Genomic DNA, 13,412 nt, shown 5'->3' on the forward strand with positions numbered 1-13,412 from the left:
GCGCGCGGTCTCCTCCGGAGACACGACGCGACGCTCGTTCCGAGCGTCAAGACGGCTGCGGCGCTCCGCGCCGCCAGGTCGAGTCCCGGCCCGGGCCGTCACCTTCGGTAACGGCGGGGTGGTGCGGCGCCGTGGCGGTCGAACGGTGGGGCTGGCAAGGAGAGGGGGTCCCGGTCGGGGGCCGGCTGTTGTCCGCCGGACCGTCCTGGGCCTCTCAAAATGCCTCTGACCTGCATCTTCTGACGCACTGTGTAGTTCCTGGGACCGGGCTCCACCACCACCAGGCCGTGGGCCGTCTCCCGGGGCCCGACCTCCGGCCGACTCCCCGTCGGGACCGCTCCGCGCTCCCGACCATCACAGCATGCACCCGTGCTCGAATCCCCGTCAAGCCACCCCGGCCGATCCCGTAGCTGACCAGACATCAGAAACACCTCTCACGAGAGGTCTACACCAATCCTGCAGGCCCGACGAGGCCGACCACACCCGACAACCGGCGCCGGCTCCCCACACACCACCGGCAAGCACCCGACAGACGCCACCACGACACCCCACCAAGACCCCTGAACGACCCGCTGAACAGCCAAAACAACGACCGACAGACGGAGGGGGGCAAGACGCCACACGAGGACGCCAGACGGCCACACAGCAGCCCAGCACAGCACGACGAGGAAACCTGACGAGACGTCAGCAATCAGGATTCGGCACCAACCCCCGCGACCCCCAACCACCCCACCCCCAACCCACGAATGCAAAAAACGCATCCACCACCCAACACAAAACCCAACCCAACGAATACCAAAACCGCATACCAAAACACCCCGACCCCATTCAGGAACGGGGGGCTTTGTGCTGATGGAGACTCAGGCGAATCCGACTGCGGAGACGTAACTGTACGCGTCGTATTCCGAGTCGAGGTCACAGATGATGTCGTCCCAGATGGCGTCTAGGGTCTGGTCATCGCCGGTGGCCCAGGCGTTGACCATGTCGTCCCATACATATCGGACGGTGATGCTGCGCTGCTCGATGTCGCGCCTGCGCTTTTCGTGGACGCGGCTTTGGTCGACGGGGTAGATCTCCATGCGGGTGCCGCGGCCGCCGTTGTTGAGGTGGCGGGCCAGGGCACCGGAGCGGACGAGGTTGGCGGCCCGGTGTTCGAGGTAGGCGCGCTCGATGCGGTCGAGGTTGACGGGGCGAGGCTTGCGGGTGCCTGCCTGCCAGGCCCGGATGACGGCGGGCCTGGCAGTGACGCCGGCCGCGGCGAGCGCTTCGCGGCCGCGGGGGCTGTCGAGGTAGCCCAGGCGGGCTTTGAGCCCACGCGGGGAGTCAACGGGGGACTTGAAGCCGCCTGCTTTGACGATTTCCTGCAGTTGCTTCTGCAGGGCTTCCCACCCGGGCATGCCCTGGGCGCCGTAGTGCCCGAAATCCTTCCAGCGACCGGCCATTTACTGACTCCCCCCAAGGGTGTAGGACTTACCGTCCTTTTCCTTCATTTCCGCGAGGCTTCGTCCCTCGGGAAACACCTTGCGCCAGTCTCCACCGGCTACTTGGAGTTCGTCCGTGCCGGAGATTTCTACTACGGTGAGCCCTGCCGCGTGTGCCTTGCGTGCCTTCAGCCAGAGGTTGGCGAAGGACTGGGAACGGATGATGTGCATCCAGTCCGGGCGGCGAATCTCGCGATTCATAGTGGACTCACCGATGGTCGACACGAACTTAGAATACATGGATTTCACGTATTCCAGGGTCAGTTCGTCGCCTTTCTCGATGGCTTCTTTGCGCACATCCCGCAGGGTTTCCCGGAGTTTTTTCAGCAGTGCCTCACTGCTGCCGGAGGTCCACGATTCGTGGATTACCGGTGCCTCGCAGAGTTCCTCACGGTGGCAGCGCTGCAAAAGACGCAGCGTCGGTTCCGTGACCCAGAGGGGTCCGGGTTCCTGGCGGGCGCCGAGGGGGTTGGGGAGGTCGGGGTGCTCCCAGGCGGGGGGCTCGATGCGGTGGATGCCAGCTCGCTTGGTGTGGTGGGTGCCTGAGGTGTCGTGCTGCAGTTGCCCGATGGGCAGGTGGGTAGTCATGGCGGACAGGTAGGCGGCGTTGACGTCCAGGACGTGCACGTCGACCGGCACGTCAGAGGCTTTGGCGGCCTTGATGAAGGCGTTGTTCCGCCACTTGGGGCGGCCTTCCCAGATGTCGTCAGCGCCTTTCTGGGACTTCTTCTTGAGGATGTCGCTGGTGGGCGGGAATTCGCTGTGTTCGTAGCGGCCGCCGATGCGGGACTGCCGGAAGAGCTCCATGACGTCGGGGATGGCCTGTTTGATGAGCAGGGCCTGTGCTGCCTCGGTGTCGCCCTCGGCGGTGATCAGGGCGTCTTTGACGGCCGCGCCGATGCGTTCCATGAGCGGCGCGGCGGTGCTGCTTGCAGGGTGACGTCGGGTGATGGCGGTTGACGGGGTGTCCGCTGGCTGCTCGGTGACGGGCTGCTGGCCCGTGGTGGGGGCGGTGGCGGGCGCCGGGCTCTGCGGCGGCGCGGCAGGCTCGTTCGGGGCCTGCGGGGGGCCGGGCGCAGGGGCGGGTGCCGGTGCGGCCGGGGCCGGGGCCGGCTGTTCGGGGGCGAACGTGGCCGGAGGAGCTGCGGGTGTCTGCTCCGGGGCGGCGGCCGCGGGGAGCGTGGTCTGCACGCCGTGGCCGGGGGTGGGGTGGTGCGGGGACAGGCGGGATGCGGCGTGGGTCGGGCCGGCGAGCAGGTCGAGGACTGTCATGCCGTAGTGCGCGGCCAGGCGGTCGCAGTCGTCGAGGGACCAGTGCATCAGGCCTTTCTGCTTCCGGCTGACCTGCGTCTGCGAGAGGCCGATGCCCGCGCCCAGGTCCGTCTGGCGCTCGCCGGTCTGTGTCATCAAGGCCGTCACCGTGAGGCGCAGCAACGCCTCCGTGCTCAGCGTCGTTGTCATGCCTCCATTTTAGCCTAGGGAATGCTGATTCTGCATACAGAATCCTGAATCAGCATGCCGGATTTCCGTTCGATCCCATGCGAACGGGGCCCTCGCGTTGGCCGCGGGCCCCGTTCGTCGTGCCGGTCGGCAGGTCGTCAGCCACCGATGGCGCGCAGGTACGCCAGCGTCTCCCGGGCGGCCTGCCGGTTGGCGTCCTCCCCGGCCGCCTCCGCCAGGCGCTCGAACTCTTCCATCAGGCCGGCGAGCCCGCCCAGGACCACCACGGGAACCGGGACGGTCTGGACGGCGGCCAGGGCTGCGCGGGCGCGTGCGGCCGGCGATTGCAGGTCGGTGTCGTCGTCGGCGGGGATCAGGGCGCGGCGGCCTCTCCCCAGGGTGGGGCCGGTGCCCTCGCGGTCGCGGGTGTCGCGCAGGGCAGGCGTGGGAGATGTGGTGGTCATGCCCGCAGTCTCCCGCGTCACCCACACGGGCCCCGGCACCGGCTCCGCCGCCGCGTTCCCCCCGGCCGGCGCTCGGCCAGGGGGGGCGTCTAGCGGCCTGGAGGACGCACTCCGGAGGATGAGTCACCCCGCCAGAGGCACATCACGAGACATGCCCGTCCCTTCACTCTAGACTCAAACGGGTATTTCCCCTCATAAAAGGAGAAATTCATGGGCCTCGGGATTGATCCGACCAAGCTCGTCTCCAACGGCGGGTACTTGAATGCGCACGCGCCGGACAAGCTCGCCAAGGACCTGAGCGTCCAGGAGGCGTGGGCGGCGTTCACCGCGACTGTCTCCAAACTGGATCCGAAGCAGCAGCGGGATGTCGCCAACAGGATTGCGGTGGGTGTCCTGGCTGCCATCGGCGGCATCGTGGACGAGGAGGGCTGATCATGCCGTATGCGAAGGCAGGCAACCAGACCTATTTCATCCCGCAGGGCGTGGCCGACTCGCTGGGCTACAAGGACCCGCACGCAGGTGTCAGCGGAGAACAGGGCAGTGACGTAGTCGAGGCGATCAAGCTGTTCAACGCCATCGCCAAGTCGCTGGGCGCGGAGCAGGTACCCATGCTGAATCTGGCGAACATCGTCAGGATGACGGACACGTGACGGAGAACCCTCAGAGAGTGCGGTGGGGAGATCGACCGAGGTGAGCCCAGAAGGTGCCATGGGGGATGCCAGGTGTTTCCAGCGGATGCAGGCTTCCTCGCCCTGTGCGCCCAGAGCTATGATCCACCCCTGAACTGAACGCGTTCAAAATGGGGGTGGCTGATGTCAGGGCAAGGCATGAGGGAAGCCACTGCGTATCGAAGTCCCCGGTCCGGCATCAACTCCTGTGCCACAGAAGGGGTGTGACGCCGTGGGTGCCGGCCTTGGCCTGCTCTTCTTTCCTCTCGCCCTCTATTTCGTGCTGGCACTGTTCCTCTGCCGCAAGGTGGCCGCACGCACCACTCCGGCGGTCACGTGGATGTTCATCACGGGGCTGCTCGTCCTGCCGGGCGGGCTCATCGTCGCTTGGTGGCTGACTGGGGTGGTCGCACAATCGGGTTCCTAGCGGGAGCTCCGTTGTACGGACGGTTCGCCCGCCAGCACCGCTATCCCTGTCTCCGCCTGGCTCCGGGCAGGCAGTCTCACGCCCGTGGCCGGTCGGCCACGGGCTGGCCATTACACCTGAGATTCGGCCACGGGATCTGAGATCCCACAGCCGGTGGCGCGGCGACGGTCACCCGCACAGTCTCCCGCCCGGCCCTGCACCGGCTCGTGCCCGGGGCGGGCGGCCGAGGCAGGCCTCGGCCAGGCCGACTCGAACCTGCCCTGCCGCGGCCGCCGGTGGGTCAGCGGCGGCGCAGGCGCCGGGCGAAGCGCCGGACGGCCAGTTCGTGAGCAACCACCGGGCCCGCGTAGTGAACGAGGATGAAGCCGGCCCCGCCGGCGAACGTCACCCACGGGCCGAACAGCGCGTCAATGGTATAGGCCCAGCCGCCCTGGTGGGGCCACCACTCGCCGTCGCGGGTGATCAGGTCGTTCCGGAGTAGCAATCGGTTCGGGCAGGTCGGTATCGAACGCCGCTACGAGGTGGTGCCCTGGGCGCGCAGCTCCTCGTTGATGCGCAGGGCTTCTTCGAGCTGGTCTTCGAGGATGACGATGCGGCAGGCGGCCTCGATGGGGGTGCCCTGGTCGACGAGTTCGCGGGCGCGGGCGGCGATGCGGAGCTGGTAGCGGGAGTAGCGGCGGTGGCCGCCTTCGGAGCGCAGGGGGGTGATCAGGCGGTGCTCGCCCAGGGCGCGGAGGAAGGCGGGGGTGGTGTCGAGCATCTCGGCGGCCCGGCCCATGGTGTAGGCGGGGTAGTCGTCGTCGTCGAATTTGTCGGCGGGGCGGGTACTGCGAGGGGGCATAGACCTCTTCTTTCGGGGGCGCGTCGAGGGGCCCGGGTGCCGTACTGGCACCCGGGCCCCGAGCTTTCAACACCATCTACCGGCTGACTGGGCCGGCTGTCTGTTTCCGCTGGTCCGCCTGGGATGGCGGAGCTGCGGGGATCGCGGTTGCGTGACCGGGGACCACCTTCCAATCCGGGGCCTGCGGTACCCGGGCGGACTTCTTCCTCGCCCGGGCGATCCTGATGGCGTCTGCTCCTTACCTCATTCGGTTACTCGGGTTTGTACTGCTGGATACCGCGGGGTACTGCGCGCGGCCCCTGGGGCCGCCCGGCCCGGCAGCCAGTGCCGGAACCCAACGATTCCCGGCCCCGTCACTCCACTGCCGTTCCGCCTACTGCTTGACCTGCTTGCACGGCAGTTCATCTCTGCCGTGCCCTCTTCGACTCCGTGGGTACGAAAAAACAGTAACCCCGCAACAAGCCCATGTCTACTGTCACCGCTACAGATTTTCTTCAGGGGTGACGCTTGGACTTCTGTCTCACCTGCACCCGAAAGAGTGCCCCCCAGGGTTGAAGCCGGGCTCGGCGGGCACAAGCCGACGCAAAGGCAGGGTGGCAGCGCATGAACAACACGAAGACGACCCGCACAGCAGCCCCACGACCCCAGGGGTTCTTGAAGGCCACAGCTCTGCCGACATCACTCGGGCCCGTGGCATCGCCCGCACCTTCGCCGACGTCCTGGGCCCCGTTCAGGGCCCCCAGGTGGCGGAAACCCTCACTCTTGTTGTCTCCGAACTCACCACCAACGCCCTGCGGCACGGCGGCGGCCGCTACATCCTCCGCCTCGCCACCACCGCCGGCACGGTGGACGTCGCTGTCAGCAACCTCAACCCCGCACCCCGGCGCGAGCGTGCCCCCGACCTCAACGGTGGCTCCGGCGGGTTCAGATGGCACATGATCCGCTACCTCACCAGCAAGGTAGCCGTCACTCCCGGCCCCGGACCTGTCAAGATCATCCACGTCCGCCTACCACGATGACCCCACCCTTAAGGGCCTTGCACCGCTTGCCCCACCCTGCAACCCCAAGCGCATGGCCGCCCTGGGCTTCGGCCGGGCCAATTCTCATGCTCCCCCGGGCCACCTGACGCACTCATGGGCCGTCGGGCACTCAGCCACACGTGCGCGGCCGGGCTTCCGTATCCTGCCTCGCTGGCCACGCACCCACTACGACACCGGCGGCCTGGCGGTGGAGACGGCGGATCTGGTGGTGCCGGACGAGCGGTGGTCCGTCACCTACGACGTCCCACCACCCACGCCGGCGCACGGCTGAAGACGCGGGCACATCACATTCGTGGCCCCGCGTAAGCCGAGGAGGGGAACGACTCGTGACTGCACCACCGCACCGCTCACCCGGAGTCAGGGCCTTCGACGCCCTGGCCTCACCCGCGCTGCTCCTTCAACTTTTCACCGTCGGCTGCCCGTCGAAGTCCGTGCCGGGCAGGTCGCCAAAGCAGGTCATCAGCGCAACTCCGTCCGATGTCGCTCCCATGCCGTTCTGCTCACTCACGCAGGCGCCTGCAGTCGACGACCGGTCGCGACGTGAGCTCCTCAACCCGTTCCTTTAGATCGTATTCCTGGCGGCCTGGGAGTGGCGTTGTCCGCAGAAGCGCCCCCTCTGAATTCACAGCTGAGCTTCAGGGGGTCACCGCATCGCATCTGCCACGCCTATTTCGCCGACCGGAGCGCCTGCACCGCGTCCGTCAGTTCCATGAGGCGCTCCTGCCCGACTGCGGGCACCTGGAAGCCCGCTGCACGGGCCCGGCCGACGAACTCGTCCGGCAGAGCAAGGTGATAAGTGGTCACGTAGAACGAGAGATCTCCTCGCCACACCCATTCACCGTCGGTGAACAGGGAACCACCACCCACGATGGTCTCACCCGATCCCAGCACGTCGTCCACCACACCCATGGACGCGAAGAGCACGTGCCCGCCGCGCAGGTAGGCCGCGATCCCCTGCTCGTCGGGGCCGGGCGCATTCCTCACGACATCACGGATGCTGCCCACGGAGCCGGGGGTTGCGGGCCAGGTCTCTTCGTGGAAACCGAGGACCTTCATGGGGCAGTTCCTTTCGCTGGGTCAGTCGAGGCGGCAGTGGAGATGTCAGTCAAGAAGGGGAAGGAAGGTCCGCCAATAGCCACCATTCTGCACCTCCGGTTCCTGACCCTTGCCACGGGACGGATAGATACCCACCTCGTGCGTCGGCGCCGTCACCGGAACCTTCATCTCATTCGCCAGCGCCTGGGCGGCGGGAATGCCCACTGCACCCTCCTTGAGGGCACCGGTGTGGCAAGAGATGAGCCTGATCGGTCCCCCCTTGTAGCTGGGGTTGTTCCGAATCGCCTCGGCGATGTGACCCGCGCTCACTTCACCCGGCGGGAAGTCCACCCCAGCGGCGTTCTTCCTGCCGGGCATGAAGAAGCCCTTGTCGTTACCGTGCACGATGATGTCGTGGTGGCCCTCGGTCCGGGCCGTCATCTCCCGGTTCAGCTGGGTCATTTGGTCATACCCGATCGTGGTCAGGTCCGGCTCAAGGTACACATGGTCGCCGGTCGAGAGCACGATATCGCCGGGCTCCTCGGGAGACGCCGGAACTCTCGACTTGGGGTCGTCCGGTGCGACGTAGTCGGACCGCATCGTGTGCGAGACGCCGTCGGCGCCGCGCGGCAGCGCGGTGTCCTCACCGTGGAAGGACGAGAGCTGGTCTCCCGCCGCGCTGTCAGGGGACGGAGCCTCCCAGGGGTCAGGAGCCTCGTCACCCGAACCGTCCCTAGCGGGCCCATCGCCGGGCTCCGGAGTGTCGGACAGGCCTTCCGACTGCTCCGAGGGGACGGTGTCCGGCACCTCGGCCCGCTCCTCTGCCGCCGAGTCCTCCGCAGGGGCATCAGCCCCTTCCACCTCCCCGTCGCCGGAGTCCTCCGCAGCCGCCGGTTCCGGAGCGTCATCCGTCTGCTCTGCGCCCGCGCCGTGGGCCTCTACGGGCCCTGATTCGGAGTCTGCGCCCGCCGCATTCACAGGTTCCGGGGCATCGGTCTGCTCGGCCGCCTCCGGCTCCGGAGTGTCGCTTTCTTCTGCGTCCGTCGGTTCCGGGGCGTCGTCTGTCTGCTCGACATCCGCCTCGCGTGCGTCTGCCGGGCCGGTTCCCGGGTCTGCGTCTGCGTCTGCGTCTGCCGCATCTTCGGGTTCCGCGGCGTCAGCGCCCGGCTGCTCGGCCTCCGGCTCCGGAGTGCCGGTTTCCTCGGGTGTACTGACGGTTTCCTCTACGGCCTCCGGCTCCGGGGCCTCGTCCACTTGCTCGGCCCCCGTTTCCTTCGAGCCCTCCGCATCCGTCGGATCCGGGGCGCCGGCATCGGACTGCTCGGACCCCGGTTCCTGGGCGTCGGTCTTCTCCGGTGCGCTGTCGACTGCCTCTGCAGCCGCCGGCTCCGGAGCGTCGTCCGCCTGCCCGGTGTCCGCCTCGCGTGGGCCTGCGGGTTCCGGCGCGTCCGCCGGGCCTGTGCCGGCGTCCGTATCCTCTGCCGCCGCCGGCTCCGGAGCGTCGACGGGCTCGGGAGGCAGGGCTTCCCGGGGTGGCGGGGGCTGCTCGGTCCGACGGTCTTCCATGATCGATATTCTGACATTGCCACGTCAAAGTGCTTGAGCCGCAGGCGCACGCGGAGACCCGCAGCGGCCCGTGTCGGCGATTCGCCTTTCAGGAAGGCCGTTGCCGCGAGGGCTTTCCTCCCAACGGTGCCGGCCACACCCGCCGCGCACCAGAAACCTGGCAGGACCTCGACCACGGGTCGGGGCCCTGCCGTCTACGCGTTCTCGTTGCACCATCCGCCAGGCGGCGCATCCCTCCGCCGTTCTGCCGGAGCAGCGCTGCGCCCCCACGCTGACGGTGCGGGGCTCCCGATCGGTACTTCGGGCGGCCATTCTCGTTTCAGACTGGATGACCGCTCCCTCCACCGGTACCACTGCCCGCCCCGTCATCTCCCGCGGCGGCCGACGTCGCATCACACACGTCAGCGCCGGTCTCGCCGAAGCGCTCGGGCCCTTCGTGCGGGCCGTCACCCCAGGCGAGCACGGCGCCGTACTGGCCGCCCTGCTCCTCCTGATCACCGTCACCGACTCCGACAACAGCAGCGGCCACCCCGCCCCCGGCGTCCGGTCGACTGCACTGCTGTCTCCGCCCTCGGCAGCGGGGCGGCTCCACGCCCTCGAGCCCGGAGGCAGCCTGCTCGCCGCCCTCGCCCACGAAGACGCCCCACCCGCAGGGCGGGCCAGTTGATACCCGGTCAACCTGAGACGAGCGGGTCCGAGGGCTGCCTCATGATGGTGATCGAAGCCGACCAGCGCCGGGGCGACGGTCGTGGGCGTGAGCATGAAGTTGTCTTCCGAGCCGGGTCCAGGGGGGAAGGGCCGCCGAGGCTGTGGTCCTGGCCGCCGCCGGCCCTGCCCCGCACACCGGCCCCCAGGGCCGGTGGCGCAGCGCTGCGGAACGGCGGAGGCGCGGTGGCCGCCCTCGGCATGGCCTTCGCTCTGCCCATTCCGGTATGCCATATGGCGGTGGGGCGAGGCCCGGCAGCCCCGTCCCTCCGAAGGAAGGAGCCCGCTAAGCGAGCCTTCCGTACCTCACGGTCCTGCCTGGGGCCAGCTCGCGAGCCACCCGCTCGGTCGGTTCCTCACCGCGGCGGTACGGCTCCGTGCGGCAGGCATCGTTCTTTCCTTGTCACGCTCCCGCACGTAAAGGTCCACGTTGGTATGGAAGTCGGCCGACGGCTTGTACAAGTGGTCGACCAGGTCGTCGGAGAGTCCGAGAGCAGCAGCGGGATCGCCGGCGCGGTCACCGAATCCCTCGGCGCGGGGCGGACCCCCCTTGTACTCGCCCTCGACGACCGTGTGAAGGGGATGAGGCGGACTGTCGTGTGCATCGAGGGTCCAGTGCCGGTGTTGGCATCCCTCGCACACGCACTTCGCTGAGCCGTGCCGCTCATCCCCGTAGGGCACGACCCACCCGGGGCCCAGGTGCTTTGCCGGTGCCTGGGCCAGTTTCAGGCCCTTCTTGACGTGCTTGCGCAGCGGGGGCCGGGAGGCAGAACCCGCCGGCGGGCGGGCCGTGTGCCGAAGCACGCTGGGTGTCACCAACGGGCTTGTGCCAGCTGGCCATTTGCGGGGGGCGAAGCAGGGGACTTGTCACCACCGAGGCACCCTGCTTGTCGCCGTCGGGAGGTTTGCAGTCTTGTTGCCGTCGTGGTTCCAGCGGCTGTCCACTCGGTGAGCGCGATCTTCACCTGGTGGTTGTGCTCGGCATGCCCGAGGACTGTGCCCGTGACGTGCGCACCAACGTACGGCAGTTCGGCCCCGGGAGGCATTGCCGTGATCTCGGCCAGTCCGACCGCGTCCGGAGCACCGTCGATCCGCAGGAAGACACCGAAGGGGCGCCGGCCGATGGCTTCGAGCCGCCCACCCCGGTTCCCACCGCGAGAGCCTCACATGTCTCGGGCCAAGCCGCCCGGGCCCTCGCCGGCTCGGCGCCGTCATCGAGACAGGAGTATGCACTTGTGCCCACGGATCTTCCCTTCAGCGGCCTGGTTCGCCTGATGACACCGGGCAGGCCTTGGTGGCAACTATCGTGCTTCGGCTCACCTTCGCGCAGCCCACGGTCGGCGCGTGCCCGGCCTCAGAACGAGACGTCGAAGGAGTTGATGCCGGTGAAGGCGGCCTCGAGGCCCGCTGCGCGGCGTCCGCCGTTCTTGAATAGACCTCCTGCAGCCCCTCGGCGACGATGTTGCGCAGCTGCTGATCGTCGGCTCCCTGCTCTTTGGCAGCGAACGGGCGGCGGGCGTAGGCCGGGGGAAGGTGGGCGGTCAGGCGGTGGAAGCAGCCGTCGTCGGTCGTGCCGATCGGTGCGGTGTAGCCGAACTGTGCGCGGGTCTCGGCCGTGATGCCGGTGGCGGTGGCGGCCTTGCGGCGGCGCCGTTTGCGGACCTGCGGTTGCCAGCGGGCGCGGACGGCCGCGTCCATGCGGTCGGCGATGGGCTTCGGCGGGTTCTTGCGCTCGCCGGTGCGGTAGCGCTCCACCGACCGCTGGGTGACTCCGAGCTCCTGGGCGACGGCCTTGGTCGTCTTGAGTCGTTTGATCAGGAAGTTCACGCGGGCCTGGGCGGAGACTTGGGTGGCTCGCGGGTGAACGCCTCCTGGTCGGCGCGCTCGATGGCCTCGTCGATGTCCCCCACGGTCTGCTCCCCTTCGTCCAGCGATGCGTCGCGACCGTCGCCCTTGATGTGGCGGGCCGGGTTGAAGCCCTGCTCCATCAGGTCGACCGCCCAGGACATCTCCTGCACGCCCTCCACCTTCGCCCGGCCCGGGGTCGGCCCGAGGCGGAACGCGCCGGGCTGCGGCTTGCCGGAGGCGCTGTAGGGCAGGAAGTCCAGCGGCGAGCGGCCGGGGCTCGGGTAGACGACGCAGTCGGACAGGACGGCCAGCGGGTACAGGCCTGTCAGCTTCGCCATGTTGGCGAGCTTGCGGTGCCTGCGCCTGATCGACACCCTCATCGATATCGCCGACGGCTCCTCCCCCGACGGCTACGCCTGCCAGGTCATCGCTGCCGCCAACGACCCCCTCCCCCCTATGCCGGCGTGCGTGAAATCCGCATCGATACCGGCCACCGGTTCTTCGACCATGCCCTGGCCGTGGAGAGCTGAACCGCGCCAACGGCAGACGGCGAATGGGGAGCATGGACGTCGTGCCGAGGCAGGCCACGGGTTGTTCAGGTTCGCGAAAGACGCGCGAAGCGATCGTGCATGCGGAGGGGGCGCCACCGCCCTCCACGACAGAGCCCGGTGGCACTGGGGGCGCGGCGTCCACGGGCGGTACCAGAAGGTCCTAGATGTGATCTCGCCTCAGTGCTTTCAGCAGCTTGGTGTGGGCAGGCCCGAGACCGCGTGTCTGTTTCATGCTGCGCCGCAGGTCGTAGGAGTCGGGCTTGACCATCGGCCGGGCCCGCACACCGACGATGCCAGGGCCGAGGAGGTAGTTCGTCGTCACGACAGTGGCTTGATGCGCCAGGAGGAATTCCAGGACGCGCAGCTGCTTGCCGCTGTTGCGTGACAGCCGGCTGAGCGCGGAGAGCGGGACGGTGAAGCCGGGCTGGTTCTTCACCTGCCGCAGCAGGTGGATCAAGGCCTGGTCGAAGCGTGGGTCGGTGCCGGAGGCCAGTACGGACTGGCCTCCGGCGACAGGCTGGACACTGCTGGCCTCCGCGTGGAACATCTCCTGGGCACCGGGCAGTTCGGGCTGCGGCTCCTGCGGAAGGGTGTAAATGTCCTCTCCGCCGGTCCCGGATTCCATGACGTTCGACAAGGCGGTCAGGCATGCCCACGCGCGGGGGTAGGCAGCGTCGAGATCTGCCAGGGCGTTGGAGTTGACCGGCTTGCCGGGTTGTTCCAGGAAGGGCCTGAGCGGGCCGGCGGCGGGCTGGGCCCGGCGGGGTCAGGCCTCAGGAGGGCGCATCCCCTTGTGGTCTGCCCCGGTCCTGCTCGTGGGGGCAGAGGTCGTGCAGAGACAGACGCTCGTGCCGCCGGCACCGTTGTGGATGGTGTATGACGCGCCGTTGGTTTCGCCCGGACCTGGCCGTCGACCACCACGACCAGCTCGGCGCCGCAGACCTGCTCGGCAAGAGCGTCCTGCCCGGAACCGGGCTCGCCCGGCGCGTCCGACGGTACGGCACGCAGTTGTGGGAGTGCTCCCGCCGGCGGTCCGGGTTTGCCCCCGCCCTCCCACCCGGGCGGCCTCACGCCGCCGGTCCAGGGTCTTCACCTGGACGGCCGGGCAGGGCCGGACCTCATCCCGCGGGGCTGTATGTGCCTGGTTCACCCCCGAGTGCCTCGTACCGGGCCGGGTACGCCGACGCGGTCATCTCACGTGGCCGGCGAGCAGCGCATAGACGACGGCACCTGTGCCGATCGCGACGGCCCAGGCCGCGCTGTGGAAGGCGGCCGCACCCGACCCGATCGCGAGGGCGAGGAAGACCAGGGTGCGGATGTCGAAGGGGGGCGGTGTGGGCACGTGC

The 13,412-nt window shown here is 68.6% G+C and carries 14 protein-coding genes and 2 pseudogenes; 5 read left to right on the plus strand and 11 right to left on the minus strand.

What is annotated here, in order from left to right:
* Nucleotides 1-860: 860 nt before the first annotated feature.
* The 3 genes from ACFPP6_RS07820 to ACFPP6_RS07830 form a co-directional block, all read right to left on the minus strand.
* Nucleotides 861-1,442 (minus strand): hypothetical protein, encoded by a 582-nt coding sequence (locus ACFPP6_RS07820; protein ID WP_382038531.1) that lies wholly within the window; start codon nucleotides 1,440-1,442, stop codon nucleotides 861-863.
* Nucleotides 1,443-2,942 (minus strand): helix-turn-helix domain-containing protein, encoded by a 1,500-nt coding sequence (locus ACFPP6_RS07825; RefSeq protein WP_382038532.1) that lies wholly within the window; start codon nucleotides 2,940-2,942, stop codon nucleotides 1,443-1,445. It abuts the gene before it with no gap.
* Nucleotides 2,943-3,079: 137 nt separating this feature from the next.
* Entirely contained in the window at nucleotides 3,080-3,385 is a 306-nt protein-coding gene (locus ACFPP6_RS07830) for a hypothetical protein (protein WP_382038534.1), read from the minus strand.
* Nucleotides 3,386-3,595: 210 nt separating this feature from the next.
* Here ACFPP6_RS07830 and ACFPP6_RS07835 point away from each other — a divergent pair, with 210 nt between their 5' ends.
* The 3 genes from ACFPP6_RS07835 to ACFPP6_RS07845 all read left to right on the plus strand — a co-directional run bounded on the left by ACFPP6_RS07835 (nucleotide 3,596) and on the right by ACFPP6_RS07845 (nucleotide 4,480).
* Nucleotides 3,596-3,817 (plus strand): hypothetical protein, encoded by a 222-nt coding sequence (locus tag ACFPP6_RS07835; RefSeq protein WP_382038536.1) that lies wholly within the window; start codon nucleotides 3,596-3,598, stop codon nucleotides 3,815-3,817.
* A 2-nt stretch (nucleotides 3,818-3,819) separates the two neighbouring features.
* Nucleotides 3,820-4,035 carry a hypothetical protein gene (locus ACFPP6_RS07840; protein WP_382038538.1) on the plus strand — a complete coding sequence of 72 codons (216 nt, stop codon included), beginning with the start codon at nucleotides 3,820-3,822 and terminating at the stop codon, nucleotides 4,033-4,035.
* Nucleotides 4,036-4,285: 250 nt separating this feature from the next.
* A complete protein-coding gene (locus ACFPP6_RS07845; protein ID WP_382038540.1) occupies nucleotides 4,286-4,480 on the plus strand; it encodes a hypothetical protein in 195 nt (64 codons plus the stop codon).
* A gap of 280 nt (nucleotides 4,481-4,760) precedes the next feature.
* On the opposite strand, the gene ACFPP6_RS07850 is transcribed toward ACFPP6_RS07845, so the two are convergent.
* Nucleotides 4,761-4,964, minus strand: coding sequence for a hypothetical protein (locus ACFPP6_RS07850; protein WP_382038542.1), 204 nt, complete (start codon nucleotides 4,962-4,964; stop codon nucleotides 4,761-4,763).
* Between the two features lie 30 nt (nucleotides 4,965-4,994).
* On the minus strand, nucleotides 4,995-5,321 hold the full coding sequence (locus ACFPP6_RS07855) for a MerR family transcriptional regulator (RefSeq protein ID WP_382038544.1): 327 nt from the start codon (nucleotides 5,319-5,321) through the stop codon (nucleotides 4,995-4,997).
* Nucleotides 5,322-6,064: 743 nt separating this feature from the next.
* Here ACFPP6_RS07855 and ACFPP6_RS07860 point away from each other — a divergent pair.
* A complete protein-coding gene (locus ACFPP6_RS07860) occupies nucleotides 6,065-6,340 on the plus strand; it encodes an ATP-binding protein (RefSeq protein ID WP_382038546.1) in 276 nt (91 codons plus the stop codon).
* A 687-nt stretch (nucleotides 6,341-7,027) separates the two neighbouring features.
* Here the strand turns inward: ACFPP6_RS07860 and ACFPP6_RS07865 are convergent.
* Nucleotides 7,028-7,417, minus strand: coding sequence for a hypothetical protein (locus tag ACFPP6_RS07865; RefSeq protein ID WP_382038547.1), 390 nt, complete (start codon nucleotides 7,415-7,417; stop codon nucleotides 7,028-7,030).
* Between the two features lie 45 nt (nucleotides 7,418-7,462).
* On the minus strand, nucleotides 7,463-8,962 hold the full coding sequence (locus ACFPP6_RS07870) for a hypothetical protein (RefSeq protein ID WP_382038549.1): 1,500 nt from the start codon (nucleotides 8,960-8,962) through the stop codon (nucleotides 7,463-7,465).
* 328 nt (nucleotides 8,963-9,290) lie between these two features.
* On the opposite strand from ACFPP6_RS07870, the gene ACFPP6_RS07875 reads away from it, so the two are divergent.
* Nucleotides 9,291-9,629: a hypothetical protein gene (locus ACFPP6_RS07875; protein WP_382038551.1), complete on the plus strand. Its 339-nt coding sequence runs from the start codon at nucleotides 9,291-9,293 to the stop codon at nucleotides 9,627-9,629.
* 1,392 nt (nucleotides 9,630-11,021) lie between these two features.
* Here the strand turns inward: ACFPP6_RS07875 and tpg are convergent.
* From tpg to ACFPP6_RS07895, 4 genes and pseudogenes are all read right to left on the minus strand, one after another.
* Nucleotides 11,022-11,577: pseudogene (gene tpg / locus ACFPP6_RS07880) on the minus strand (telomere-protecting terminal protein Tpg).
* 6 nt (nucleotides 11,578-11,583) lie between these two features.
* Nucleotides 11,584-11,871 (minus strand): annotated as a pseudogene (locus ACFPP6_RS07885) (telomere-associated protein Tap); the annotation flags it as partial.
* Between the two features lie 355 nt (nucleotides 11,872-12,226).
* On the minus strand, nucleotides 12,227-12,691 hold the full coding sequence (locus ACFPP6_RS07890; protein ID WP_382038553.1) for a recombinase family protein: 465 nt from the start codon (nucleotides 12,689-12,691) through the stop codon (nucleotides 12,227-12,229).
* A 564-nt stretch (nucleotides 12,692-13,255) separates the two neighbouring features.
* Nucleotides 13,256-13,408 (minus strand): hypothetical protein, encoded by a 153-nt coding sequence (locus ACFPP6_RS07895; protein WP_382038555.1) that lies wholly within the window; start codon nucleotides 13,406-13,408, stop codon nucleotides 13,256-13,258.
* Nucleotides 13,409-13,412: the final 4 nt, after the last annotated feature.

The sequence above is a fragment of the Streptomyces aureoversilis genome (genome assembly GCF_042657885.1).
GTDB classification, from domain to species: Bacteria; Actinomycetota; Actinomycetes; order Streptomycetales; family Streptomycetaceae; genus Streptomyces; species Streptomyces aureoversilis.